Origin of the sequence: Caulobacter sp. DWP3-1-3b2 (assembly GCF_049896325.1) — a bacterium.
Lineage (GTDB): Bacteria > Pseudomonadota > Alphaproteobacteria > Caulobacterales > Caulobacteraceae > Caulobacter.
This window is the reverse complement of the sequence record NZ_JAFCUB010000002.1, coordinates 13,386-39,546: the sequence shown is the minus strand read 5'-3', so window position 1 is coordinate 39,546 and position 26,161 is coordinate 13,386. Positions and strand designations below refer to the sequence as shown.

The window sequence follows — 26,161 nt, the reverse complement described above, 5'->3', positions numbered from 1 at the left end:
GTCAGATGGCGGCGCGGCGCGCCAAGCGGCCGTGGGCGGCCGCGAGCGTCGTCGTGATGGTGTGGAAGTCGGAGAATTCGTGGTGCGGCATGGCCCGCGAGCGGGCGTAGGCGGCCAGCTTGTCGCGCGCGAACAGCAGGTCGGCGCGGCTTGAGACGCAGAAGTCGGAGCGCCCGTCGCCGATGAAGACCATCAGGTCCCCAGGATCGCTGGCCCGCTCGTCGGACTTGTCCGCGACCTGGCACTTACAGACGCCCGAGCCGGCGGCGCAGCCGGCGCGCGACCAAGGCTGCTCCAGCCGTCTACCCATCTCGGCGCTGCCGACCAGATGATTGGCGATCACCGGCAGATGACCCAGGCGGTGGCGGCCCAGGATGCGAGAAATGAAACGATCGACGCCGTCACTGACCACGGTCAGCGAAAGGGCGTTGGCCTGGCACCAGGCGACGAACTCCGAAAAGCCGTCGGCCAGTTCCACGGTGTCGAGCACGGCGTCCAGCGCCGCATCGTCGCCACCGATCAGCGCGACCTGGCCTCGCATGCACTCGGCGGCGGTGATCTCGCCCCGGGTCCAGCGCTCTTCGAGCTCTTCCCAGGCCGGCTCGGCCAGACGGGTCAGGACAAGGTCGGTCGTGTCGACCTTGGCGATGGTCCCGTCGAAATCGCAAAATATCCGCATCGCACCGACTTGGCTCCAGACGCCCCCGCGCCGTTCGAGCCAATGACGCCGTGTGTACTGAGCCCCCTCATCGAATTTTCACCGGCGGCGGGGCAGCCGTTCCGAGCCTTGCCTTGAAGTCGCCGCCGCGCGATGTCTCTTGGCCCCGCCAACTCCCTCCAACCGGACCGATCGTCTTTGTGATGAACACCGACGCGTCCGTTTCGTTTTCCAGCGCCGCCTTGGCGCGGTGCCTGGCGCGGATGCGCGGCTGACCATGGAGGACCTGCAGGACCTTTCGCCGCTCGCGGCCGTCTATCTGGAGCGGCGCGAAGACACGCGGCGGTTCTTCCAGGCGCGCCTGGGCGGTCAAGCCGATGTCGAGGATCTGGTTCAGGAGCTGTATCTGAAGGTTCAGGCGGTCGCGGACGAGTCGATCGACAACCCGCCCGCCTATCTTTACCGCCTGGCCTCCAACCTGATGCTGGACCGACTGCGCCGCGCCAAGCGGGCCGGCGCGCGCGAAACCGAATGGCGGCGCGCCAACCACACCACGGTCGGCGCTCTGGATGTGGCTGAAGAGCCCGACGCCGAGAGCGCCGTCATCGCCCGCCAGCGTCTGGAGAAAATCTCCGAGGCGATGAAAACCCTGTCGCCCGTGACCCAGCAGGTGTTCCGCCTGCACAAGTTCGAGGGCCTGACACATGTCGAGACCGCGACGCGAATGGGCATTTCTCGAAGTTCGGTCGAGAAGCATGTCAGCCTGGCTCTGAGCCATCTGGTCAGCAGGGTCGGCCGATGACCGTGTCTTTTTGGCATCACCTCCTGAAGAACCGAGGAGGGACTTTTCCGGTCATGGCGTCATTGTGGCAAGCGCCCTCCCCAGCCCGGTGCCAAGGAAGCACGACCCGTCGATGACACAGTCCGTCACCACCGATTCCATCCAACAGGCGGCGAGCGACTGGTTCGCGCGCCTGCAGGGTGACGCCGGTCTGGAAGACTGGACCGCGTTCCAAGCCTGGCTCGAAGCCGACCCTGCCCACGCTGCGGCCTATGACGAGGTCGAGGCGCTGTGGATCGAAATGGAAGACTTGCCTGCCGGCGAGATCCCCGCCGCCGTTGCGCCCGAGGTCGTGGCCGGAAACGTCCTGCCGTTCACCCCCCGCCCCAAGCCGCCGGCGCGGCGCTGGGTCTGGGCCGGCCTGGCCACGGCCGCGGCGGCCGCCGCCGCCGTGGTATTGGCCGTGCTGCCGCAACTGAGCCGCTCGACCTTCACCGATTATGCGACCCAGCGCGGCGAGACCCGGGAGGTCGCCCTGGCCGACGGCACGCGCCTGACCCTGGGCGGCGCCACGACCTTGCGGGTAAGGCTGACGCACGCCGAGCGTGACGTGACCCTGGTCGACGGCGAGGCCAGCTTCGATGTCGCCCACCTGGAAAACCGACCCTTCGTGGTCGCGGTGGCTGGCCGGGAGATTCGTGTCCTAGGCACCGAATTCAACATCCTCAGCCATGATAACCGCCTGGCCGTCACCGTGCGGCGGGGTTTGGTCTCGGTATCGGGCGGGCAGCAGGGCGCTGTGCGCCTGGCCAAGGGCCAGCAATTGGTCCAATCGCCCGGCCAAGCCACCTCACTGATTCGCACCACGGATCCGAATGCAGCCTTCGCCTGGAAATCGGGCAAGCTCGTCTATCGTGACGCCTCCTTGGCAGAGGTGGTCGCCGACCTAAACCGCTACGTCGCCACGCCGATACGGGTTGATCCGAACGCCGCTTCGGTCAAAGTCTCCGGTGTGCTATTGGTTGACGAGGAAGCGGCGATGATCCGGCGTTTGGAATTGTTCGCACCGATCGTCAGCCAGCGCAGCGGCGGCGAGATCGTCCTCAAGGCCAAGGCGACCCGACGCTGACCATGCGACGCAAGTCGTTGATCCGCCGCCACGGAGCTTGGCCCTTCGTGTTGATGGCCGGCCTGGGCGCCGGGGCGGCGCACGCCGCGCCCGCCGAGAGGCCATCCGCTCCCGTGCGCCTGCAGATTCCAGCCAAACCCGTCCGTGCTTCCCTGATCGACTTCGCGCTGCAGGCGGACCTGTCCCTGGGCGGCGACCTGGAAGCCTGCGTCGGCGCCGCGCCGGCCCTCTACGGCCGGATGTCTTCTCAGACGGCGCTGGAACGGATCCTCGAACACAGCGGCTGCAACTATGTCATGCCCGACCCGCGCACGGTGGTGATCCGCAAAACCGCGCCGCCCCGGGCCCGCCCCGCTTCCGTCGTCGCTCCAACCACGAGCCTAGGCTGGGGCGAGGTCGTCGTCATGGCCCAACGCTACCCTAACCTGCCCGGCCGCACGCCGTACGCCATTTCCGTCGTATCGGGATCTACGATCGCTCGCGAGACCCTCACCAGCCTGGCCGATCTCACCGGGCAGGTCGCTGGCATGACCGTGACCAACCTGGGCCCCGGGCGCGACAAGATCCTGCTGCGCGGCCTCTCGGACGGCGCCTTCACAGGCCAGGCCCAGTCGATGGTGGCGCTCTATCTGGATGACGTGCCGATCACCTACAGCGCGCCGGACCCGGACCTGCGCCTGGCCGACATCGAGCGAGTCGAGGTCATGCGCGGCCCCCAGGGCACGCTCTATGGCGGTGGATCGTTGGGCGGGGTCCTGCGCATCGCCACGCGTAAGCCCGACCTCGACCGCTATCAAGCCAACGTCCTGGCGGGCCTGGCCTATATCTGGAACGGCGGGGTGGGCGACGAACTGGAGGCGACGGCTAACATTCCCCTCATCCCCGGTCGGGTTGCCCTGCGCGCGGTCGCCTATCGCGACAGCCAGACCGGTTACATCGCCAACCCGACCCTCGGCCTCAAGCACGTCAATGGCTCCAAGCGCGAGGGCGTGCGGGCTACCCTGCGGGCGGCGCTCTCGCCGCATTGGACGGCCACGCTGGGTCTGACCACCCAGTCGATCAACAACAGCGACACTCAATACGGCCTGCGTCGTCTGGGGCCGCGTCTGCGCGACAACGCCGTGCGCGAGCCGCACGACAACGATTTCGACGACGTCTCCCTGACCCTGGCGGGAAACGGCGGCTGGGGGCGGTTGACCGGATCGGTGTCGCGCCTGTCGCACCATTTCGACAGCCGTTATGACGCCACTTCGGTAGCGACACTATACGGGCTCCGCGGCGGCCCGGCGGCGTTCGACGAGGAAAAAGCCATTGACCTGACGGTTGGGGAGGTCACTTACGCCACGCCGAGCGAGCATCGGATTCATGGCCTGGTCGGCGCTTTCGGCTCGACCGGGGCGATCCACCTGCACAGCCTGCTACACGGGCTCACGGCGTCGGGTCTGACCGGCTACGACGAGCAGCGACGCGACAAAATCAACGAGACAGCGCTCTATGGCGAGGTCACGTTCGACGCCACCAAGCGTCTATCGGCGACCGCCGGCCTTCGCTGGTTCGACTTCCGGTTCGACACCGACTCCCGGATCCTCCAGACCACCGGCCAGCGCGTATTCAGTGGCTCGGACAACGCCACAGGCCTCTCACCCAAGATCCTGCTGAGCTACGCAGCACGGCCTGGTTTGCTGTTCTACGCCCAAACCGCCGAGGGCTACCGACCCGGCGGGTTCAATACCGCTGGCCGGATCAACCAGGCCTTCGACGTCGCCGGAGCGCCAGCGCGTCGATACCAGGCCGACGAGCTTTGGAACTATGAGCTCGGCGTCAAGCTGCGGGGCTGGGACGATCGCCTACAGGCGCGGGTCGCCTTATTCTACGCGACTTGGGAAGCGGTGCAAAGTGACCAGTACCTGGCCGACGGCACGGCCTTCACGGCCAATATCGGCAACGGAGCCAACCGGGGTGTCGAGGCGGAGGCCGCCCTGCGCCTGAACGACCAGATCGACCTGCGCGCCGCCGCCCTGCTGAACGATCCGCAGATCACCCGCCAGAACCTCGACTTCAGTTCACGCCACGACGCCAGCCTTCCTGGCGTGGCTCGGACCTCGGCCAGCATCGCCGCCGACTATCATCGCCCCCTGCCCCATGAGCTGACCCTGCGCCTGCAAGGCCAAGCGACCTATGTCGGAGCTTCTTATGTGACCTTCGACGCCGACAACATGCATGAGATGGGCGAATATCTGGGCCTTCGCGGCGTCGCCAGCCTGGAGGCCGGGGCCTGGACCCTCGCCGCGACGGTGGACAATCCGTTGGGCGCGCACGCCAACAGCTTCTCGTTCGGCAATCCGTTCCTGATCACCCGCGACCAGATCATCACCCCGCCTCGGCCGAGGACCATCGCCCTGCGAATGTCCGCACGCTTCTAGACCAGCCGATAGACCAGCCGAGGCTAGGGTCTGTGTTCAGTTAGGGGATTCCCAAATATGCGGCTGAGTGATTCATAGGAGGTCGGCTTCGAGGAGAGCTGGCTGATGCGACGCTATGGACTGCGGGACGACCAATGGGAGTGGGTCAAGGATAGTCTTCCGGGCCGTGAAGGTCATGTTGGCGGGACGGCGAAGGACAAACGGCTGACGGTCGTGTGCGCGTTATAGATTTGGAGACAGCCGGGTCGTCCGCCCAAGACGTCTGCAAGATCGGCTGGCAGGACGTGGCGCTCGGAGGCGACGGGCGGCGGGCCGTCAACGATGAGCGCGGCGCCGTCTTCCTCGATCCTGGCCGCCCCATCTCGTCGGCGACCATGGCGGTTCATCACATCGTCGATGCGGACGTCGCCGGCGCGAAGTCCTGGAAAGACGCCGCACCACCCATCCTGAAGCCGCCGGGCGGCGTTCAAGCAACGGTATTGCACGCCGCGACTGGCGGACGGCGCGCGTTGGATCTGCACCTGGAAATGCGCCTTGCGGCTCTGGCCCGACCTGCCGGGATTTTCGAACCAGATGCTGCGCAACGAGCGGATGCCCGAAGGCTTGAACCGCCAGCTTTGCCTGCCCGCTCATCGCGCCATGCCCGACGCCTATGTCACCGCCCCTCACCTGCGAGACATGCTGGACATCGTCTCGGTCGAGCAATTGCTGGCCTGGAACGACGAGCCGGGCCTGTTGCCGCGCATTCCAAAGGGGGCCAATCGCGGCAATCCCTGGTCGCGCCTGGGCGTCGATGCGCTCATCGGTTTCACAAAGGATCGTGACGTCGACATCCGATTCAGCGCGAAAATCGAGCTACGCCGCAGAGGCGAGCTTTCCGATCTTGCCTCGAAGGTCCCCGTGCAACAGAGCCTGCTCTGAGACGTCATTGGCGCCCTCGGCGGAATGAGCGCGACGCTTCCGAACCTCGATCCGAGACATTCGAGTCTCTGGGCGAGACCAGCCGGCGCCGCCTCCAGCACGGGGATGGCGGCGCCGGGCAGTCGTCGCCAGACCCTAGGTCAGGTCCAGCACGACCACGGCCTTGGCCGGCAGGGTGACGGTCAGCGTGGCGCCCTTGATCTGCGCGTCGTTGAAAGCGGCGGGCTTGACGACGTTTGGCGCGTCGAACGTGTTGTGAGCGCTCATGGTCGAGGCGGTCAGCACCCTGCCCTTCGCGCTCTTGCCGGCCACACCCGCGAGCTTGATCTTCACGGTGGCCGGCGTGTTCGGATTCAGATTCACCAACGCCACGTGCACCACGCCAGCCGTGTCGCGTCCCGCCGAGGCGCTGACGGAAGGCACGCTGTCCTTGCCCATCACATAGGCGGGGCCATCAACCTCGAGCGGCAGCGACGTCGCGCCCTGGAACGGCTTGTACAGATCGTAGACCCAGTAGGTCGGGGTCAGGACCATCCTGTCCTTGTCGGTCAGGATCATCGCCTGCAGCACATTGACCATCTGGGCGATGGCGGTCAGCCGCACCCGGTCGGCGTGCTTGTGGAAGATGTTCAGGGTCGCGGCGGCCGCCACGGCGTCGCGCATGGTGTTCTGCTGATAGAGGAAACCCGGATTGGTGCCGGGCTCGACATCATGCCAGATCCCCCACTCGTCGACGGCCAGGCCGACGCGCTTCTGCGGGTCGTACTTGTCCATGATCGCGCTGTGTTTGGTGATCATCTCGTCCATGCGCAGCGCCTGCACCATGGTGTCGGCCCAGACCTGCTCGTCGAACTTCGTGGCCGAACCCTTGATCGACCACCGGCCGCTGGGGATGGTGTAATAGTGGACGCTGATCTGGTCCATGTTCTTGGCCGCGCCGGCCATCATGGTCTCGGTCCAGCTATAGTCGTCGCTATTGGCGCCGCCTGCGATCTTCTGGGTCTTGGTTCCCTGAGGCACACGGATGAATTCGGCGAAGTTGCGATAGAGGTCGGTATAATGGGCCGCAGTCATCTGGCCGCCACAGCCCCAGTTCTCATTGCCAACGCCGAAATAGTCGAGCTTCCACGGCTGCTCGCGGCCGTTGGCGCGGCGCAGGTTGGCGATCGTCGATTTGGTGGGCGAGACCATGTATTCGACCCACTCGGCCATCTCCTGGGGCGAGCCGGTGCCGACGTTGCCGGCGACATAGGTCTTGGCACCAATGAGTTCGGCGAATTCCATGAATTCGTTCGTGCCGAAGGCGTTGGTCTCTTCGACCCCGCCCCAGCTCACATTGACCTTGGTCGGGCGCTTGTCGCGCGGGCCCACCCCCTCGCGCCAGTGATAGTCGTCGGCGAAGCAACCGCCGGGCCAGCGCACCAGCGGCACCTTGATGGCTTTCAGCGCCGCGACGACGTCGTTGCGGTAGCCCTTGGTGTTGGGGATCTTGCTGTCCTGCCCAACCCAGACACCCTCGTAGATGCCCCGGCCCAGATGCTCGGCGAACTGGCCGTACACCTCGGGCTGGATGACCGCGCCGGGCTGGTCGGCGTGCAAGGCCGCGGTGACGGCGGTCTGGGCGCTCGCGACGCCGGTGGCGAGGATCGCGATGGTGGCGCCCGCGACGAGCGCGTGCTTCAGCGTGGTCAGCTTCACGTAGTTCCCTCCAGGTTTCCCCGCCGGTTGACCGGCTCGTTGGCGTTCGCGACCGGGGCGAGGCCCCCGTCGCCTTAGTGGTTGTCGCGCGGCAGGCCCTTGGTTTGGGCGATGCGCTGGTACTTGACCGCAGGCTCCAGCACCGCACCGGTTTCCATCTGGCCGACGATGGCCCGTTGGATCTCCTGCCAGGGCGTCTGGCTTTCGGGATAGACAAAGCCCCCTGCCCGATCGAGCGCCGCGCGACGCGCGACGATCTCTTCCGGCGTCACCAGCACATCGACCCTCGACTTGCGCAGGTCGACTCGCACCCGGTCGCCGGACTTCAGCAAGGCCAGGCCTCCGCCAGCGGCGGCTTCGGGTGAGGCGTTGAGGATCGACGGCGAGCCCGAAGTGCCCGACTGGCGCCCGTCGCCGATGCAGGGCAACTGATGGACGCCGCGCTTGATCAAGTAATCAGGAGCTCGCATGTTCACGACCTCGGCCGCGCCGGGATAGCCGATCGGTCCGGCGCCGCGCATGAACAGCACACTACGCTCGGTGATGCCCACCGATGGATCGTCGATCCGCCGGTGATAGTCCTCCGGCCCGTCGAACACGATCGCGTCGCCTTCGAAGGCGTCTGGATCGTCGGGGTCGGAAAGGTAGCGATCGCGGAATTCGGCGGTGATGACGCTGGTCTTCATGACCGCCGAATTGAACAGATTGCCGCGCATGACCACGAAGCCGGCCCGCTGGACCAGCGGCTTGTCGAAGGGCCGTATGACCGCCTCGTCTTCGATGATGGCGTCCCGACAGGCGTCGCCCAGGCTTTGACCCGAGACCGTCAAGGCGTCCTCGCGGATCAGGCCTTGGCTCATCAGCTGATTGACCACGGCCGGCACGCCGCCGGCCCGGTAGTAGTCCTCGCCGAGATATTCGCCAGCCGGCTGCAGATTGACCAGCAGCGGCACCTCTTCACCATAGGTCTGCCAATCGTCGACGCTCAGCTCCACACCGATGTGGCGGGCCAGGGCGTTGAGATGGATCGGGGCGTTGGTCGAGCCGCCGATCGCTGAATTAACAACCACGGCGTTGAGGAAGGCGTCGCGGGTTAGTATGTCGGACGGCTTGATGTCCTGGCTGACCAGATCGACGATCCGAAGGCCCGTCTCGTAGGCGTTCTGTTGCCTGTCGCGGTAGGGCGCGGGAATGGCCGCCGAACCGGTCAGCGACATGCCCAGCACCTCGGTCAGCGAATTCATGGTCGTGGCCGTGCCCATGGTGTTGCAGTAGCCTGTCGAGGGGGCCGAACTGGCGACCAGCTTGATGAAACCGGCGCGGTCGATCTCGCCGGCCGCCAGCAGCTCGCGGGCCTTCCAGACGATGGTGCCCGAGCCGGTGCGTTCGCCCTTGTACCAACCGTTCAGCATGGGGCCGACCGACAGGGCGATGGCGGGAATATTGACCGTGGCGGCGGCCATCAGACAGGCTGGGGTGGTCTTGTCGCAGCCGATCGTCAGTACGACGCCGTCGATCGGATAGCCGTAGAGCGTCTCGACCAGGCCCAAATAGGCCAGATTGCGGTCCAGGCCGGCGGTCGGTCGCTTGCCGGTTTCCTGGATGGGGTGGACCGGGAATTCCAGGGCGATGCCGCCTGCCGTGCGGATGCCCTCGCGGACGCGCTCGGCCAGGACCAGATGGTGACGGTTGCAGGGCGAGAGGTCGCTGCCTGTCTGGGCGATGCCGATGATCGGCTTGCCCGACTGCAGCTCGTCCAGAGACAGGCCGAAATTCAGGTAGCGCTCAAGATAGAGCGCCGTCATGTCCGCATTGTCCGGGTTGTCGAACCAGGCGCGCGAACGAAGGGCGCGGGGCGGAACAGCGTTAGAGCTCATGACGATCCTTGGCACGGCGACACCGGAAGGGTCCGTCGCGACGTACTGACTATTGGTCCGCCACGTCAGCGGGTCAGCGACATCCGACCGTCTCATTCCAGTTCATTTGTCTGACTATACCGAGCACTCCCATGCGTCAACGCGGAGCCACGCCGCTGACAACGGCCATGAGCCGCTTTCTCAAAGGGAAGGCAGCGCCACCTATTTCCGGCCGATGGGCAATCCAAGGCAATTCACGCGGAAATCCGCCTGCGTAGCGCAGCTTGCGCGTCTACCTCTTCGGATCGATCGCCGCGCGGGTATCCTGCAGCGCCAGACTGACCAAACGCTCCATGGCTTCACGAGCCTGGTCGGGGCGAGCCGCGGCGATGGCGTCGAACACCATCCAGTGCTCGGGCATCGGATCGCGCGGCAGCTCGCGCTTGCGCTGCTTGAAGATCGTCGTCCAGCGGACGGCCGCTCCGATGCTGCTGCTCAGCGTGAACAGCGGCGCATTGCAGGTCGCTTCCAGCACGGTGTCATGGAAATCGCGGTCGGCGGCCTGGCCAGCCTCGGTGGCCAGGGTCTCGTGCTGCATCTGGATCAGGGCCTGGCGCATCCGCTCCAATTGCCGCGCGTCGCGGCGCTCGGCGGCCAGGGCGGCGGCCGCCGGCTCGACGATCATCCGCAATTCATAGAGACCCTTGAGGAACTCCTCGCTTGGCTCCGACACGAAGAGCCAGGCCAAGACCTCCGGGTCCAGCAAGCTCCATCGGGCGCGGGGGGTGACCCGGGTGCCAGTCTTCGGCCGGCTCTCGACCAGGCCCTTGGCGGCCAGGATGCGGATGGCCTCACGGTAGGCGCTGCGGGAGACCTGCAGCTGTTCGCTGGAATCGATCTCATTGTTGAGAATGTCGCCCGGCGCATATTGCCCCGAGACGATGGCCACGCCGAGTGTGCGGGCGATCGAGCCGTGGATGCGCCCCCGATGCGGCTCGCGCCCCGGATCGCCGTCGCCCATCGTGTCTTTCGTCTTTCGCACGTGCCCTCTGCTCCGCCTCGGCCCCTCGGGCGGACGGCTATCGTCCATCGCTTCCGGCCATCTCGCGGCGACACTAGGAAGACAATTTGTCTGACGACAAGAAAATTTCAGCGTCGACCACGGCCCGGCCGCGATCCGGCCAGACTCGCGAGTAACACAATGATTACGCCAGGCGACAGGTGGTGGTTCTTTACCAGGGTCGAAATTCTAAGCGTTTTTCTTTCCTGTTTTTGCGGCCTCCGCTACGGAAGCTAGTTTGACAGCTCATCTAAATTGCTATTTGTCAGACTTAATGGCGGACGGCGCGTGAGGCGGATAGAGCATGGTGTTTCGGTTCGTGCAGTTGAAGGAACCGAACCGACGAACCCTCGCCGCGGTCAACGACGCCGGCCTGGCCCGCCGCGTGGAGGTGGCCGATACGCTTTATGATCTGGCCCAGATGGCGCTTGGCGTCGGCGCCACCCTAGTCGAGGCGGCGCAGTCGAGCCCGCTGGGCGAAGAGATCGACATCCCCTCGGCGCTCGCCGATGGCCGGGTCCTGGCTCCCATCGACCATGTTGACCCCGCCCACCTCATCCTGACCGGCACGGGCCTGACCCATCTGGGTTCGGCCGAAGGGCGTGACAAGATGCACAAGGCCGCCCAGGCCGGAGAACAGCTCACCGACTCCATGCGCATGTTCCTGATGGGCGTCGAGGGCGGAAAGCCCGCCCCAGGCGCCGTCGGAGCGCAGCCGGAATGGTTCTACAAGGGCGATGGCTCGCACGTGGTCGGGCCGGGCAGTCCCCTCACCTCGCCCGCTTTCGCCCAGGACGGCGGCGAGGAGCCCGAGATCGCGGGCGTCTATCTGATCGGATCGGACGGTTCGCCCCACCGCCTGGGCTTTTGCCTGGCCAACGAGTTTTCCGACCATATCGTCGAGCGTGGGAACTATCTGTGGCTGGCTCACTCCAAGCTGCGCCAAGCTGCCCTGGGTCCCGAGCTGCTGACCGGCGAACTGCCCGCCGACGTCCGCGGCGCCAGCCGCATCCTGCGCGGCAATGAGATCGTCTGGGAAAAGCCTTTCCTGTCGGGCGAGGTCAACATGTCCCACACCATCGCCAACCTCGAACATCACCATTTCAAGTACGACCTGTTTCGTCGCCCAGGCGATATTCACATCCACTTCTTCGGCGCCGCCACCCTGTCGTTCTCCGAGGGGTTCCAGACCAAGCTGGACGACATTTTCGAGATCAGCGCCGCGCCCTTCCTCTACCCCGCCCGAAACAGCCTGGCCCAGGCGCAGCCACGTCAGGTGACGGTGCGCAGTCTGTGACGGTCTGAAAGCTCGGCATCGCGATTGAAACGTGCAGGGCCAGTTGAAACTGTCACACGGCGCCGCCAAATTGTGGACCGATGTGACCCCGATCCTTGAGGCGCCTGGCGCCGAGCCTCCCGGTCGCTACAACGCCTTCGCCAATCTGATCGCCAACCGTCAAAAGCGACGTGGATATCAGCCCGTTGCGCCACGTCCGCCGCCCCCCTGTTGGGGCGAAGGGCGTTGCGCCAGCCCTTGTGGAACAAGCGAGTATCCAAATGTCAGACGCCGCGCTGCGAGCTCTCAATCCCGCCACCAACGAGGCCTTCGGGCCAAGCTTCGTCGAGCCGGACGCGGCGGCGATCGCCGCAGCCTGCGCCGCCGCAGCGGCCGCCTTTGACGTCTATCGCGAGACCGACCTGGAAACCCGCGCGGCGTTTCTGGAGACGATCGCCAGCGAGATCGAGGCGATCGGCGACCCACTGATCGAGACCGCCATGGCCGAGACCGGCCTGCCGCAGGCCCGGCTGACCGGAGAGCGCGGCCGCACGACCGGTCAGCTCCGGCTGTTCGCGCAAGTGGTGCGGCGCGGTGATTGGATCGGCGCGCGCATCGACCCGGCCCAGCCCGACCGCAAGCCCATGCCGCGCTCGGACCTGCGCCAGCGTTTCATTCCGCTGGGTCCCGTGGTGGTGTTCGGCGCCAGCAACTTCCCACTGGCCTTCTCGACGGCGGGTGGTGACACCGCCTCGGCCCTGGCTGCGGGCTGCCCGGTGATCGTCAAGGGCCACCCCGCCCACCCCAATACCGGCGCCCTGGTCGGCGGGGCGATCGCGCGCGCTGTTGCGTCGGCCGGACTGCCGAGCGGCGTCTTCGCTCTGCTGACGGGGCAGTCGCACGCGCTGGGCGGCGCCCTGGTGCGCGATCCGCGCGTAAAGGCTGTGGGCTTCACCGGCTCAAGGGCTGGCGGCGTGGCCCTGGTCAAGATCGCCGCCGAGCGACCCGAACCCATTCCGGTCTTCGCCGAGATGAGCAGCGTCAATCCCGTGGTCCTGTGTCCGAGCGCCCTGGCGGCGCGAGCCGAGGCCCTGGGGGCGGCGTTCATCGGCTCCCTCACCTTGGGCGCGGGCCAGTTCTGCACCAATCCCGGCCTGATCTTCGCGCTCGCGGGCCCCGACCTGGAGCGCTTCACGGCTTCCGCCAGCGCGGCGCTCAACGCCGCCGCGCCGCATCTCATGCTGACCCCCGGGATTTTCGGCGCCTATGAGCAGGGTGTCGATCGCCTCGCCGGCCGCGACGGCGTCCGCCTACTGGGGCGTGGTTGCGTCGGGGACGGCGTCAACCAGGCGGTCGGCGCGCTGTTCGAGGTCGACGCCAAGACCTTCCTGAGCGACGCGGTGCTAGGCCACGAAGTCTTTGGCTCTTCCTCGCTGATCGTCCGTGTTCGGGACCTTGAGCAGCTTCAGATGCTGCTCGAAAGCCTGGAAGGCCAGTTGACGGCCACTCTGCACATGGACGCCGCCGACTCCGATCTGGTGCGGAGCCTGCTGCCGATCCTGGAGCGCAAGGCCGGGCGAATCCTGGCCAATGGCTGGCCGACCGGCGTGGAGGTGTCGCACGCCATGGTCCATGGCGGCCCCTTCCCGGCCACCTCCGACCCGCGCGGAACGTCGGTCGGCACCCGAGCGCTCGAACGCTTCCTGCGGCCCGTTTGCTATCAGGACATTCCGGGTAATCTGCTGCCGGCCGCTCTGCAGGACGGCAATCCGCTGGGCGTCGCGCGCGCGACCGACGGCGTTTTTTAGAACAGCTCTGAAGATCAGGTCGCCGATGCGCGGCGACCTGGTTGCATCGGTCCATGGTCGACTGCCGACAAGCCGGATTGCGTCTGAATTATTTGTCTGAGTATATGACCTGAAGCGACCGTTCCGTCGGTTAGAGTCGCGCAGTCCGCTCTGGAGAGGAATTCATGAAAGCTCGGCGTCGCGCCTTCTATGGCGCCATCCTGCTGACCGCCGCTGTCTTGCCGACGACCGGTCTGGCGGGGGACTACGCCCGCAGGTCGTTCGGCCAGACACCGTCTGGCGAGGCCGTCGAAGCCATCACCTTGAGCAATGGTCACGGCGTAAGCGCCACGGTGATCACCTATGGCGCGACGCTGCAGGCCTTGATCGCTCCGGACCGGAGCGGAAAGTCCGCCGACATCGCGCTGGGCTTCGCCGACGTCGGCGCCTATGTCCGTAACGCCAGCTATTTTGGCGCCTCGGTCGGTCGCTTCGCCAATCGCCTTGGCAAGGGGCAGTTCAGCCTGGACGGCAAGACCTATCAGTTGGCCCTGAACAACAACGGCGTCGCGGCCTTGCACGGTGGGACCAAGGGGTTCGACAAGGTCGTGTGGAAGGTCCAAGAGGTCAAACGTGGCCCGGTGACCTCCGTGACCTTCAGCCATGTCAGTCCGGACGGCGACGAGGGCTATCCCGGAACCCTGACCGCCACGGCGACCTATGCGCTGAACGAGAACAACGAGCTGACGATCACCTATGCCGCGACGACCGACAAGCCGACCATCGTCAATCTAACCAATCACGCCCTGTTCAACCTCGCCGGTGAGGGCGCGGCCGAGGGGGCGATGGGCAATGTCCTGACCCTGACCGCCGATGGTTATACCCCCGTCGACGCGGAGCTCATTCCGACCGGCGTAATCACCCCCGTGGCGACGACGGCGTTCGACTTTCGCGCTCCAACGGCCGTCGGTGATCGGATCCGCGACGCTGGCGACCCCCAACTGGTCATCGGCCGAGGCTACGACCACAATTACGTCCTGACGGGAACCTCCGGCGCGGCGCCGCGCCTGGCCGCCCGCCTGTCCGATCCCAAGAGCGGCCGGGGGCTGGAAATCCTGACGGATCAGCCCGGCATTCAGTTCTACTCGGGGAACTTCATCGACGGCACGACGGTCGGCAAGAGCGGGCGGATCTATCGTCAAGGCGACGGTATCGCGCTGGAGCCGCAACACTTTCCAGACGCCCCCAACAAGCCGAGCTTCGCGTCGGCGCGTCTGGATCCGGGCCAGACCTATCGGAACACAATGATTTTCAGGCTGACGATCGACAAATAGGTCCAGCCGCTTCATCCGCATCGACGGCGGCGGGGGCTATTCGACGGAATCCGGGCCGCCGCGGCATTTCCTTGGGATCGCCGGGAAAAGACATCTCGTCTGTCGGGGTTCTGGCGAGACCCGCCTAGGGAAATCCCCCGATATACCGCCGTGAGCGGCGGGGTCATTCTGCCGGCTCTTCAGACCATATTGGCTGGGAGGCAAGACGCCGTGAGCATTCTTCGAGGTTGCTCAACGGTGATCGTCAACGGCTTGAGCTACTCGCAGGTGCGGTAGCACCTGGCACGCGCCCTAATATTCGCGGACGACGGTCCAATATATCGTGGTCAATCCATCATGGTGACGCGGAGGCCTAGCCGACTTTCAGCGACGGCGTTGTCGCGGAGGCGAGCGCGCCCATGCCGACGGGGCCGCCGGCCAATGAACGGCGGCTGACCGGCTTGACCACGGGCAGCAGGGCCTCAAGGAAGCGCCATGCCGCTTCGTCATGATCGAGATGATGGGTCAACAGGCCCACGGGCTCGTCCCATAGCGTCTTGAGGCGGCGTTCGGCGAGAAGACGACGGGTTCTCAGAAGAAAGCGAACCGCGCCCCGAAAGCGGGCGCGAGGTTTCCAGCGCATGATATCCAAATGGGTGTCCAGGCGCGCCGTCGGTTCGTGCTCGTCGCGCATCTCGCCGTAGCAGGACAGCGTCAACCCCCGCAAGCGGAGCGCGGTCTTCAGGGTCGGATGGGCGTTGTTCCATGGCGGCACGAACAGGCTGGCCCTGACACCCGCGCGACGGAACACCTCGATCGCTTCGCCGAGCTCCTGGATGACGTCGGTCAGCAGGTCGAGTTCGTTGACCTCGCCCGAAGGCTGGCCAGGCGGAGCCCTGTTCTCGTGGCGGAACCCGTGGATGGCGAGTTCGACGCACGGCGTCTCGCGACAGGTCTTCGACAGGGCCGGTATGTCGCCGTCCGGCACTGCGGCCAAGGTGATGGGTGCATCGAAGCGGCGCGACAGGGCGAGTAGCCGGTCAAGGGCCGGGCCTGGCTGGCGGGCATCGTCATCCCGCCACCAGACCAACGGTCCATGGCCGCCAGCTTTCCAGCGGGCGAGCTCGGGACCGAGGATGACCGCGATCAGAAGACGATTTGGCAACATGGCGAAAGCCTAGGCCGAATGACCCAGTCTGGCGTCCTCGCTAGCGAGGCTTACCAGGGTTGAATGGCCCAATCGCACCGTGGTGAGGTCCTGGGCGTTCAAGAAGCGGATTTCGCGGGCCTTCAGGTTGGACAATAAGGGGTAGAGCGCCGCCATGACGGCGATCAGGAAGCCCAGATCGCCCTCCTTGTAACCCTTGCGCGAAACGTAGCATTTGTAGAAGCGGCGCACGCCACGGAACAGGTCGTCCCACAGGCTCTTGATCTTGCCGCTTTCCGCCAGATCCTGGCCGCGCAGCGCCGTGTAGCGATTGAGACGCTGGATCATGTCGGCGATATCATCATCGACCTTGTGCAGGATGGCGTTGCTCAAGCGCCCGCCGTAGACGCCCGTAAAAATGGTGCCGGGATGGACCCGCTCGCTCTTCCAGCTCTTCACGCCCTTGCGGAACAGTCGCGCTACCGACGAGGCGCCGAACGAGCCGCCCCAACCGTGCCGCACCAGTTGCTCGCCGACGAAATTGTCGACCGGGACTTGGTACCAATCGCCGGCCTCCGGACGGGCGACGGTCTCGCGGATCTCCTGGGCCAGCGCCGGCGGCACGGCCTCGTCGGCGTCCAACTCAACGATCCAGTCTCCTCGGCAAGCGGCTACGCCGGCTTCCTTGCGAAGGCCCTCGACGGGGAAGATGCCGGAGACGACCCGCGCGCCCATGCGGCGCGCGATGGCCTCGGTGCGGTCGGTGCAGCGATCGGCCACCACGACAATTTCATCGCAGAACGCCAGACGCGCCAGGCATTGCGCGATACGCGCTTCTTCATTATGGGCGCAAACGAGCCCCGACAGCACAGGCATTGATCTTCCCCGACCTTGGGGATCGCGGTTCCTGTCGCAATCCCGTCATGGGGTAGACGCCGCCACGGCGGGGGAACCTCATAAGAACCATCGCGTTTGCGCGCGAGGAGCTGTCGAGATATGCCCAGGTCGAAGCCTCGCCTCTAAAACGCGCGTGAAATATCCAGGCTCCACGTGCGGGGCCGCAGTGGGGTGACCTGTCGGACCTGCCCAAAGCTGAACGGATTGCCATAGGCGAAGGTGTCGCTCGAGGCGTTGGCCGGATTGGTGACCGCCAGGGTCACACCCCAATCGGCCATCGCCATTTCCGCCGACAGTCGGCCCGTCATGTAGCCCCCCATCGACGGGGAAAGTCGGCGATCGAAGGTCAATCGCGATTGGCCGACGTACTCCATCTCGGCGGTCATGATGAGCCGTCGATCGGCGGACAGACTCTTCTCGTAGCGCGCCAGTCCGCCCGCCGAGACGTCGGGGACGCCGGGCAATTCGCTCTGCGCGGCCGAAGCGAAATTGCGGTCCACCTTGCTCAGGCGTGGCCGGTTGAACAAGGCGTTCACCTCGATGGTCAGGCCTGGTCGCGGGCGGACCGTACCCTCGATCTCCAGGCCGGTGTTGCGACCGTCACCGACATTGGCGGTGTAGGAGAGTCCGGAGGGGCTTAGGTACTGGTCGGTCTGGATGTCGGTCCAGACATCATGGAACAATGCCGCGCGCAGGACCACGCGGCCTGCCAACGGGCTGACGCTGGCGCCGACTTCATAGTTGCGCAGGTGGTCCGGCTTGAACGAGCCTCGGAGCGCCGAGGGCGCGGCAAGGCCGCCAGAGTTGAAACCGCCTGACCTGTATCCCTCCGAGGTCAGCACATAAACCATTGCCTGCTTTCCAAGGGTCCTTTGCAGGGAGAACTTGGGTGAAATGCCGCTGAAGCGAGCCTTGCGATCGAGCTTGCGTGTGAGGGCGGGGGGAGCCTTGACCGCCGAAGTGGTGTGAACTTCCGTCTGAAAGGCGCGACCGCCCAGGCTGACGGTCCAACCGCCGCCCAACAGGTAGAACGCTTCCCCGTAAGCCGCCAACTCGCGGCGCCGGTCGCGGCGGGCCTCCAGATAGATCAGCCGCGACGGGTTGAACGTGGTGCGCGCCCGGAGTTCGCCGTCGCTATCTTCCAAGCTTGCTAGCCCATAGAGGCCTATCAACCAGCGGAACCGATCATTGTCGGGCGATGACAGGACAGCGTCCTCGACCAGCAGCCGGACTTTGCTTGCCTCGTCGAACAGGCCGATGTCCACGCCCCCCGCGCCGGCGCCGTTCAGCGCCGCCGTGGCGTCGAACCGGCTAGCGAACCGGTGGCGGACATAGCCTGTCGAGGACTCGAACCGTCCCCAGTCGCCGGAACCGGCGACCGTCACCGCGCCTTGCAGAAGAACGTTGTCGTGGGTTTCACGCACCTGATTGGCGCGCTTTTGTCCGCCGAGGCTGGGCGTCGTATACTGGCTATCGGTGGCGTGCAGATCCTGGTGCGCGCCGGACACCATTACGGTCCAGTTGTCGTCGAGCCGAACCGATAGCGCCGCACGCCCCCCGCTTCGGGTCGTCCGATCGACGTTGGAAAGGCGCAGATTGACGTCATCGACATAACCGCCTTCCGCATCGCTATAGAGCGCCAGTCGCAGCGCCGCTCGATCGTTGACGACCGGCAGGTTGACCACCCCCTCCAGGCGGCTGCTGGGCGAGCCCGACTCGGTGAGCGCTCCGCCCACGAGCACCGAGCCGGACCATTCGTCCAGCACGGGCTTGCGTGACACGATCCGATAGACGCCGCTGAGCGATCCACCGCCGTACAACGCGCCCTGCGGCCCGCGCAGGATTTCCACCCGTTCGATGTCGATCAGACGCAGGTCGGGGTCCGGCGCGTTGTAGGTCAGAGGAATGTTGTCGAGATAGGTGCCGACCGTCTGCTGTGTGCGCCCGGTGAAGGCGCCGTCCGACAGTCCGCGTAGCATGATCTTGTTGCGGGCCGCGCCGAGGTTGGTGGTGATGAAGCCGGCCGTCTGCTGCGAGATGCCGCGGGTGTCGACCGCGCCCGTGTCGTTGAGCTGGCCCGCGCCAATCACGCTGACGCCCCCCGCCGCCGATCCCAGGCGGGTCGGCCGTTTGGTGGCGGTGACGATCACGCTTTCAAGCAGGGAAACCGGCTCCACCACGGTGGTGACCGACGACGCGCGCGCCGTCGGTCCGCCGCGCAGGATGCTGACCGTGGCGTCGTCGAGGATCTCAAACCGGCATGGCGCGCCTGCGGTGATCGCATCCAGGGCTTGCCGCAGGCTCATGGCGCCGACGACGGCAGGACTGCGTCCAGGACAGGACGACGCCCCGCCCAAGGTCACCCGGGCCTGGACGCCCAGGTCGATCAGCGCTTCCGAACGCGCCTTGGCGGGGATCGCGATGGCGTATCGCGCCTGCGCCGCACGGGCCGCATCGGCCGAGGCCCACGTCAAGGCCAATGCGAGGGGGAAAATTAAGCTGGAGGCCAGCGCGCGCGCGGCGACGCTCGCCCTCGGAGGACCGAGGTCGCTAAATCGGCGTCGAAACGGAATATCCGCTTTCGAGGTCATCGCGCTCCAGCTCTAGACCCCTAGAGCCCAAGCTTCGCGCTTCGAACGATTCCGTTCCCGTCAGCAAGGCCTAGCGCGCCCGGATCACGATAGCGTCTTTGGTCGTCGTCGTTCGGACGGGAAGCAGATGTGACAGTCGGCCGACCATCGCATCCTGCTCATCGACGATCAACACACCGGAAAGTCGCATATCCGCCGCCTTCGCGTCAGCCAGCTTCACCGGACGAGGGAAAAGACGGTTCAGATCGCCGACAACCTGCGACAAGGGCTGGTCCCGATAGATCAGTCGGCCCTGGCGCCACCCGGAGACCTCTTCGATCGCCACGGTCGCGAGGCGGGCGTCCGCCTGGCCCTCGGCGTGCGAAAGCCCCTGCCCCGGACGCAGCCGGAAGGGGTTCGCGTCGGCGGGACGCACCTCGACCTCGCCGCGCTGGACGGCCACGGCGACCTGGCCGTCGCGATGACGGACGTCGAACGCCGTGCCCACCACACGCACCTGGGTGTCGCCCGCTTCGATCAGGAACGGACGCTTGGGGTCCTTTGCGACGTCGAAGAACGCCTGGGCGTCACCCAGGGCGACGTGGCGGGTCTTGCGTTCGAACCGCACGGTCAGGCTTGAGGCGGCGTTCAGCTCGATCCGGGTGCCGTCGTCCAGCGCAATGGTCTTCCGCTCGCCAACGCCCGTGGAATAGGTGGTTTCTTGGCCGCTCATCACACCGCTGGCTGGAACCAGCACGGCGCCGGCGACCAAGGCCGCCGCGATCGCGGCGCCGGCCGACCAAGCCCAGGCGCGATGGCTTTGGCGCAGCGGCACAACATTGTCTGTCGCAGGGTCGTCGGCCGGCGCGTGCTCGGCCAGGCGAGCGTCGAGGTCCAGGCGCTGATCGAAGGCCTGGGCGGCGTCATAGGCTTCGGCATGGACCAGCGACGCCGTCAGCCAGGCGTCGAACGCATGCCAATCGCTTTCGGTGGCGGCTTCCCCCTGTAGGCGGACAAGCCAACCGATCGCGGTTTCGATATCTGCCTGAGACCGCGTCATCGTGCTCCGCCCCGGCGCCGTGTGGCGCCCTGTGGGTAAGACGCCACCGAAGGCCCGGAACCTCCGAATCTTGTTTCCGTGCGGTTGGAGTCCCTCATGGCAGTTTCGCTATCAGCGCCTTGAGGGCGGCGCTTACATGTTTCTCGATCGAGCTACGGCTGACACCCATCTGCGCGGCGGTCTCGGCGTGACTCAGGCCTTGCAGCTTGTGCAGGGTGAAGGCCCGCGCGATGGGAGCCGGCAGGGTTTCCAGCGTGGCCATCATCACCTTCAGCCGCTGGCGACTGGTCACCACGTCCTCGGCCGAGGGCGCATCGATCGCCTGCTGGTCGCCCAAGGTGGTGACCTGCAGACTGCGCCAGCCTTCATCGCGCGCTCCGGCTCGCGCCTGACTGCGCAGACGATCGAGCATCAGATTGTTGGCCATGCGAAACAGCAGCGCGGAGCCGTCGCCTTCGACCTCCAAGTCGCCCAGGGCCTGAACCTTGAGAAACAGGTCCTGGATCAGGTCCTCGGCCTCTGCGACCGACCGCAGGCGGGCGGCGAACACGCGCGCCAGATTGGCCCGCTTCTCGCCGTACAGCCGCATCATCGGCGTGATCGATCGCGGCACGGCGGACAGAAGAGAGCTCCGGAACGGGATCGGCGACAATCCGATCGTGGCGAACGGCCAGCCTAGGCTGTCAAGGATCGACGGTCCAGTGTCGCCCAGTTGCGATTGACTCGCAACTATGGGGGCCGTAACTATTGCGGACGGTTTTGAATTTGTCGCGGGACCGTTTGGAGGCCTGATGTCCCTTTCGCCCACCACATCTCACGAAATACTCGCTCCGGCCGTCGGGGAGAGGCTGCTGCTCGGGGCTATCCGCGATTGGGCTGGCGCGCGCTCGACCGACTCACGCCCCAATCGCCGCGTGGCTCAGCCCCTGGCTTGCAAGTCGTCAGACCGTGTCGCCGGCCTGTTCATCGCCTGGATGCAAACCGTGGAAGCCGCGTTGCGCAGACCGATCCAGATCCGCTGCCCAGTCTGCGGTGGGATTTCGACTGACGAGCAACGGCTGATCGTCTCCTGCGGTCTGGCTGGAACCGCCAGCGCGTTGGGCGAGGAACTCCTCAAGCCCCTGCTCACCGACGGACGGTCGGTCATGGTCCTGTCGCGGGCCCTGAACGCCGCGCTTCGCGCCGAGGGATATCCCCTGCCCGTCAGGCTGCAGAACAGGCCAGCCGAGCATCAGGTTTCCTACCCCACTGTCCATTAAGCGCGGAAGTTTCGCCAGACGAGTTCGGCAAACCGCACGCAAACGGCGTTCCTATTCAACGGCGAGTATGATGTTGGCGGGTTCGATGATCGCCACGACTCGCGCGCCAACCGAGGGTGTGGTGGCGTTCAGTGGCACGGTCGCGACCAGGGTCTTGCCGGTGGCCAGGGACAGGCGAATCTCGCTGGCGCTGGCGCCGTCTTCGCGGTCGGCGACGAGCCCCGACAATCGATTGCCGTCCGCGCTCGAGGCGGGCTCGGCCAGCACCACGAAGCTGGACTTGATCAAGGCCACGGCCGGCTTGCCGACCCTCAGGCCCAACTCGTCCAGGCTTCGCCGTGTGATCACCGAGACGATCTCGACGCCGTCACCGAGCGAGAGGGTCACACGGGCCGTCACCGCGCCGAGCTCGATCCCCATGACTGTTCCACGCGCGGCGTTGCGAGCGCTGGTGCGCAGACCCAGACTCCAGAACAGATCACCCAGGTTCTCGCTCGGCGCGGCGAGCCCGGTCTCGAGACGCGCGAGGGCGGCGCCGATCTCGCGCTCGACGTCGCGGAAGGCCTTGATCACCGCACGGCCCCTGGCCGTGACGCTCGCGGCCCCTCCGGCCTTGCCACCCGCATTGGCGACGATCAAGGGTGCGTCAAACAGGTTGTTGAGCGCCTGCACCCCGTCCCAGGCGCCCTTGTAGCTGAGGCCCAGCTTTTTGGCGGCGGCGCTGATCGAGCCCAACTCGGCCACAGCCTCGATCAGCGCCACACGCTCCAGTCCCACGCGGGCCAAGGCGCCGCGTCGCAGGATCAGGGAGGCGCTGAGATCGCCATCGATCGACATCATGCGCCCGAGCCCCGCAAAAAACCCTCAACGTCCGGCTAAACACCGTTATGTAGTCTTGCTACATATCCCCTTGATGAGGATGCCGTCCATGCGCAACCCCCACCCCTTCCTGATCGCCGCCCTGGCTGGCGCCGTGTCGCTTATGATGGTCGCCTCAGCGCTCGCCGCCGAGACCAAGGTCGCGGTCGCCGCCAACTTCACCGAGCCCGTCAAGGAGATCGCCGCCAAGTTCGAGGCGGCGACCGGCCACAAGGTGACGCTGAGCTTTGGCTCGTCCGGCCAGTTCTACACCCAGATCGCCAATGGTGCGCCGTTCGAGGTCTTCCTGTCGGCCGATAGCGAGCGCCCGATCAAGGCCGAGGCCGGCGGTCTGGCCGTACCTGGAACGCGCTTCACCTACGCCACCGGCCGGCTGGTGCTGTTCAGCAAGACCCCGGGCCTGGTCGACCCCAAGGGCGCGGTGCTGAGGAAGGGTGGCTTCGAGAAGCTGTCGATCGCCGATCCCAAGGCCGCGCCCTATGGTCAGGCGGCGGTCGAGACCCTGACCAAGCTCAGGCTCTACAATGTGCTGAAACAGAAGATCGTCACGGGCTCGTCGATCACCCAGGCCTATCAGTATGTGCAGACCGGCGCGGCCGAACTTGGCTTCGTGGCGCTGTCGCAGGTGATCAACGAGACGGGCGGCTCGCGATGGATCGTGCCGAGCGCCGACCATACGCCGATCGACCAACAGGCCGTCTTGCTGAGGACCGGCGTCGACAACCCCGCCGCCAAGGCCTTCCTGCAATATCTGGAGAGCAAGGACGCCAAGGCCATCATCAGGCGCTACGGCTACGAGGTGAAGTGACCATGGTCGAGGTGGCGTGGCTGACGATCAAGCTGGCGGGCATCACCACGATCCTGCTGCTGATCCTGGCCACGCCCCTGGCCTGGTGGCTGGCCCGCGGCCGCTCGCGCTGGAAGGCGCCAGTCGGGGCGCTGGTCGCCCTGCCGATCGTCCTGCCGCCGACCGTTCTGGGCTTCTACCTTTTGATCGCCCTGGGCCCCCATAGCCCCTTGATGCTGCTGCTGCATCCCTTCGGGATCCGCACCCTGGCCTTCACCTTCGAGGGCCTGGTGATCGGTTCGCTGATCTATTCCCTGCCCTTCGCGGTGCAGCCGCTGCGCAACGCCTTTATCGCGGTCGGGGACGAACCGCTGGAGGCCGCCGCGACCCTTGGCGCCTCGTCGTGGAGCACCTTTCGCCGGGTCGCCCTGCCGTTGGCGCTACCGGGCTACGCCGTCGCCGCCATCCTCGCCTTCGCCCATACGGTCGGGGAGTTCGGAGTGGTCATGATGCTGGGCGGGGGCATTCCGGGTGAAACCCAGGTGCTGTCGATCGAGATCTACCGCTTGGTCGAGGCCCTGGAATGGGATAAGGCCCACCAACTGTCGGCCGCCCTACTGGCCTTCGCCTTCGTCGTGATGTTGACCCTGCTGCTGATGGAGCGTCGGGTGACAGAGCGGGATGGGCGGGGTTGAGGTTTCATTGTCAGGTGCGGCCCCCGCCCATACCAATCATCCCGGCGAAAGCCTGGAGCCAAGCAGAGCCCAGTGGTTTCGCTCAGACAAGAAAGCCCATTCGGCTTGGGTCTCGACTTGCGTCGGGATGAAGGAAGTCAAGAGAGTCAATGTGCTGTGATAATACTCTGAAAATGCTATCTATTTTGGCTCTAGCCTAACGTCAGAAACGGCGCATCCCCCTGGATGGTCACCCGTTCGACGATGCGCTCTTGAGGCCAATAGTCGAGGATGGCGTAGTGCTGGGTGGCGCGGTTGTCCCAGAACACGATGGCGTTGGCCGTCCAGCGGAAGCGGACCTGGTATTCCGGCGTCTTCACCCGGTCCAGCAAGTCGGCCAACAGGGTCTTGGCCTCATCGTCCGGCAAGCCCAGTATCCGCGTGGTGAAGACCTTGTTGACGAACAGATGTTGCTCGCCGGTCTCCGGATGGGTGCGGACCACGGAGTGGATCTGGGGTGGATAGGCCGCGCGCAATTCTGCGCGCTTGGCCTCGTCGACGCGGTAGCCATAGCTTTGAAGAATGTCGTGCTCTGCGGTCAGGGTCAGCAACCTCGCCTTCAACGTCTCGGGCAGGTCGCGATAGATCGCGGCGGTGTCTGCGAACAGGGTGTCGCCGCCCAGCGGTGGCAGGTGGCGCGCCCGCAGCACGCCGCCCATGGACGGAGCAGGCCGGAAGGTGACGTCGGTGTGCCACTTGTTGGCCGCCCGAACCAGCGGCACGATTTCCTCGCGCAACTTCATGCCGTCGGCGGCCTCGATGTGCAGAATTTCGGGAAAACCCGGGACGTGGGCGGTGACAGGATGTCCTTCCAAGTCCCCGAAATAGCGGCCAAAACGGACATGATCCTCGTGGCTGATATCCTGGTCGCGGAAGAACACCACCTTGTGGCGGAGCAAGGCCGCGCGGATCGCCGCGACACGCTGCGGCGTCAGGGGCTGACGCAGGTCAACGCCAGAGATTTCCGCGCCGAGCACCGTACCGACGGGCGTGACGGTCAGGCCCGCATAGTCGGGGGCTTCGGCTGCGATGATGGGGGCGATGGCGTTCATGGCTTCCTCCCGGAGCGCCGCTCGTCCACGCGAGCCGCGTCTTCCCTAGCCCCACCTTAGTCGCGGGATATCGGCGCTCAACGGAGTTTTTCTCACTTCATTCGCAGCGTGAGGCCGGCCACGACTAGAGTTACGTTGTCCGCCGCCTGGGCCAGCACCTGGTGCAGCCGCCCGGCTTCGTCGCGGAAGCGTCGAGCCAGGGCGTTGTCGGGCACGATGCCGAAGCCGACTTCGTTGGCCACCAGCCACAGCGCGCCGTCGAAGCCCGCGGTCGCCTCGACCAGTTCGGCGGCCGCTGCGGGGATATCCTGCTCGGTCAGGATCAGGTTCGAGAGCCACAGGGTCAGGCAGTCGACCACAACGATATCGGATGCGCTCAAGCCAGCCAACGCTACGCTCAAGTCGATCGGCGCCTCTAGGGTGACCCAGGCCTCTCCGCGATCCAGACGGTGTCGGGCGATACGCTCGACCATCTCGTCGTCGAAGGCCTGGGCGGTCGCGATCATCACCAAGCGACCACCGACGAGCGCCGCTTGCGCCTCGGCCTCGCCTTGCGCGCAGGCGCTCTTGCCGGACCGGGCTCCGCCGAGGACGAGGGTGAACGACAAGATACGCTCCGATTGACCGTGTGCGACGCAGCATATAGTGCAGCCCCTGCGACAGGTTCCTCGAAAGAGGATGAAAAGGGAACTCGGGTGTGAAGCCCGGGCTGCCCCCGCAACTGTAAGCGGCGAGCCCGCGTGTCATATGCCACTGGACGTCTTCCTCGGAAGACAACTGGGAAGGCGACGCGCACCGGCATTGACCCGCAAGCCAGGAGACCTGCCCGTCGCAGTCGTCCTTCGTCCGGCCGGGGTGCGCCGAACGATGGGGT

The 26,161-nt window shown here is 65.9% G+C and carries 22 protein-coding genes, 1 pseudogene and 1 riboswitch; of the genes and pseudogenes, 11 read left to right on the top strand and 12 right to left on the bottom strand.

The annotated features are described in order from the left end of the window. Position 1: 1 nt before the first annotated feature. Positions 2-679 (bottom strand): MtnX-like HAD-IB family phosphatase, encoded by a 678-nt coding sequence (locus ACP7AG_RS01580; RefSeq protein ID WP_426029550.1) that lies wholly within the window; start codon positions 677-679, stop codon positions 2-4. A gap of 229 nt (positions 680-908) precedes the next feature. Here ACP7AG_RS01580 and ACP7AG_RS01575 point away from each other — a divergent pair, with 229 nt between their 5' ends. The 5 genes and pseudogenes from ACP7AG_RS01575 to ACP7AG_RS01555 all read left to right on the top strand — a co-directional run bounded on the left by ACP7AG_RS01575 (position 909) and on the right by ACP7AG_RS01555 (position 5,912). Continuing rightward, positions 909-1,460, top strand: coding sequence for an RNA polymerase sigma factor (locus tag ACP7AG_RS01575; RefSeq protein WP_426029549.1), 552 nt, complete (start codon positions 909-911; stop codon positions 1,458-1,460). Between the two features lie 112 nt (positions 1,461-1,572). After that, positions 1,573-2,568 (top strand): FecR family protein, encoded by a 996-nt coding sequence (locus ACP7AG_RS01570; protein ID WP_426029548.1) that lies wholly within the window; start codon positions 1,573-1,575, stop codon positions 2,566-2,568. 2 nt (positions 2,569-2,570) lie between these two features. Then, positions 2,571-4,991, top strand: coding sequence for a TonB-dependent receptor (locus ACP7AG_RS01565; protein WP_426029547.1), 2,421 nt, complete (start codon positions 2,571-2,573; stop codon positions 4,989-4,991). Between the two features lie 105 nt (positions 4,992-5,096). Beyond that, a pseudogene (locus tag ACP7AG_RS01560) lies at positions 5,097-5,216 on the top strand (IS5/IS1182 family transposase); the annotation flags it as partial. 309 nt (positions 5,217-5,525) lie between these two features. Then, positions 5,526-5,912 (top strand): hypothetical protein, encoded by a 387-nt coding sequence (locus tag ACP7AG_RS01555; protein WP_426029546.1) that lies wholly within the window; start codon positions 5,526-5,528, stop codon positions 5,910-5,912. 135 nt (positions 5,913-6,047) lie between these two features. Here the strand turns inward: ACP7AG_RS01555 and ACP7AG_RS01550 are convergent, their stop codons facing one another. The 3 genes from ACP7AG_RS01550 to ACP7AG_RS01540 all read right to left on the bottom strand — a co-directional run bounded on the left by ACP7AG_RS01550 (position 6,048) and on the right by ACP7AG_RS01540 (position 10,487). Continuing rightward, a complete protein-coding gene (locus ACP7AG_RS01550) occupies positions 6,048-7,610 on the bottom strand; it encodes an alpha-N-arabinofuranosidase (RefSeq protein ID WP_426029545.1) in 1,563 nt (520 codons plus the stop codon). Between the two features lie 74 nt (positions 7,611-7,684). After that, on the bottom strand, positions 7,685-9,487 hold the full coding sequence (locus tag ACP7AG_RS01545) for an IlvD/Edd family dehydratase (protein ID WP_426029544.1): 1,803 nt from the start codon (positions 9,485-9,487) through the stop codon (positions 7,685-7,687). A gap of 271 nt (positions 9,488-9,758) precedes the next feature. Next, positions 9,759-10,487, bottom strand: a complete 729-nt coding sequence (locus ACP7AG_RS01540; protein ID WP_426029685.1) for a FadR/GntR family transcriptional regulator — start codon at positions 10,485-10,487, stop codon at positions 9,759-9,761. Positions 10,488-10,830: 343 nt separating this feature from the next. On the opposite strand from ACP7AG_RS01540, the gene araD1 reads away from it, so the two are divergent. The 3 genes from araD1 (at position 10,831) to ACP7AG_RS01525 (ending at position 14,923) form a co-directional block, all read left to right on the top strand. After that, a complete protein-coding gene (gene araD1, locus ACP7AG_RS01535) occupies positions 10,831-11,823 on the top strand; it encodes an AraD1 family protein (RefSeq protein ID WP_426029543.1) in 993 nt (330 codons plus the stop codon). 260 nt (positions 11,824-12,083) lie between these two features. Then, positions 12,084-13,610 carry an aldehyde dehydrogenase (NADP(+)) gene (locus ACP7AG_RS01530; RefSeq protein ID WP_426029542.1) on the top strand — a complete coding sequence of 509 codons (1,527 nt, stop codon included), beginning with the start codon at positions 12,084-12,086 and terminating at the stop codon, positions 13,608-13,610. A gap of 164 nt (positions 13,611-13,774) precedes the next feature. Then, on the top strand, positions 13,775-14,923 hold the full coding sequence (locus ACP7AG_RS01525) for an aldose epimerase family protein (protein WP_426029541.1): 1,149 nt from the start codon (positions 13,775-13,777) through the stop codon (positions 14,921-14,923). A 352-nt stretch (positions 14,924-15,275) separates the two neighbouring features. On the opposite strand, the gene ACP7AG_RS01520 is transcribed toward ACP7AG_RS01525, so the two are convergent. The 5 genes from ACP7AG_RS01520 to ACP7AG_RS01500 all read right to left on the bottom strand — a co-directional run bounded on the left by ACP7AG_RS01520 (position 15,276) and on the right by ACP7AG_RS01500 (position 21,189). Continuing rightward, complete coding sequence (locus tag ACP7AG_RS01520; protein WP_426029540.1) at positions 15,276-16,070, bottom strand: polysaccharide deacetylase family protein; 795 nt, start codon at positions 16,068-16,070, stop codon at positions 15,276-15,278. A gap of 9 nt (positions 16,071-16,079) precedes the next feature. Beyond that, on the bottom strand, positions 16,080-16,925 hold the full coding sequence (locus ACP7AG_RS01515; RefSeq protein ID WP_426029539.1) for a glycosyltransferase family 2 protein: 846 nt from the start codon (positions 16,923-16,925) through the stop codon (positions 16,080-16,082). A 143-nt stretch (positions 16,926-17,068) separates the two neighbouring features. Beyond that, positions 17,069-19,420, bottom strand: coding sequence for a TonB-dependent receptor (locus ACP7AG_RS01510; protein ID WP_426029538.1), 2,352 nt, complete (start codon positions 19,418-19,420; stop codon positions 17,069-17,071). A gap of 187 nt (positions 19,421-19,607) precedes the next feature. Then, entirely contained in the window at positions 19,608-20,576 is a 969-nt protein-coding gene (locus ACP7AG_RS01505; protein ID WP_426011497.1) for a FecR family protein, read from the bottom strand. Between the two features lie 94 nt (positions 20,577-20,670). Beyond that, positions 20,671-21,189 (bottom strand): RNA polymerase sigma factor, encoded by a 519-nt coding sequence (locus ACP7AG_RS01500; RefSeq protein ID WP_426011498.1) that lies wholly within the window; start codon positions 21,187-21,189, stop codon positions 20,671-20,673. 178 nt (positions 21,190-21,367) lie between these two features. Between ACP7AG_RS01500 and ACP7AG_RS01495 the strand changes: the two genes are divergently transcribed. Then, a complete protein-coding gene (locus ACP7AG_RS01495; RefSeq protein WP_426029537.1) occupies positions 21,368-21,835 on the top strand; it encodes a hypothetical protein in 468 nt (155 codons plus the stop codon). Between the two features lie 51 nt (positions 21,836-21,886). On the opposite strand, the gene ACP7AG_RS01490 is transcribed toward ACP7AG_RS01495, so the two are convergent. Then, the gene (locus ACP7AG_RS01490) at positions 21,887-22,675 is read right to left on the bottom strand and encodes a TOBE domain-containing protein (protein WP_426029536.1); all 789 of its coding nucleotides are present in this window, start codon (positions 22,673-22,675) and stop codon (positions 21,887-21,889) included. An 88-nt stretch (positions 22,676-22,763) separates the two neighbouring features. Between ACP7AG_RS01490 and modA the strand changes: the two genes are divergently transcribed. Together modA and modB are read left to right on the top strand one after the other, a co-directional pair. Then, positions 22,764-23,522 carry a molybdate ABC transporter substrate-binding protein gene (gene modA / locus ACP7AG_RS01485; protein ID WP_426029535.1) on the top strand — a complete coding sequence of 253 codons (759 nt, stop codon included), beginning with the start codon at positions 22,764-22,766 and terminating at the stop codon, positions 23,520-23,522. A gap of 2 nt (positions 23,523-23,524) precedes the next feature. Then, positions 23,525-24,196 carry a molybdate ABC transporter permease subunit gene (modB, locus tag ACP7AG_RS01480; protein WP_426029534.1) on the top strand — a complete coding sequence of 224 codons (672 nt, stop codon included), beginning with the start codon at positions 23,525-23,527 and terminating at the stop codon, positions 24,194-24,196. A 191-nt stretch (positions 24,197-24,387) separates the two neighbouring features. On the opposite strand, the gene ACP7AG_RS01475 is transcribed toward modB, so the two are convergent. Then, complete coding sequence (locus ACP7AG_RS01475; RefSeq protein ID WP_426029533.1) at positions 24,388-25,287, bottom strand: TauD/TfdA dioxygenase family protein; 900 nt, start codon at positions 25,285-25,287, stop codon at positions 24,388-24,390. A gap of 92 nt (positions 25,288-25,379) precedes the next feature. Next, complete coding sequence (gene cobU / locus ACP7AG_RS01470; RefSeq protein ID WP_426029532.1) at positions 25,380-25,895, bottom strand: bifunctional adenosylcobinamide kinase/adenosylcobinamide-phosphate guanylyltransferase; 516 nt, start codon at positions 25,893-25,895, stop codon at positions 25,380-25,382. A gap of 36 nt (positions 25,896-25,931) precedes the next feature. Further along, a riboswitch (cobalamin riboswitch) is annotated at positions 25,932-26,131 on the top strand. The last annotated feature ends 30 nt before the right edge of the window (positions 26,132-26,161 follow it).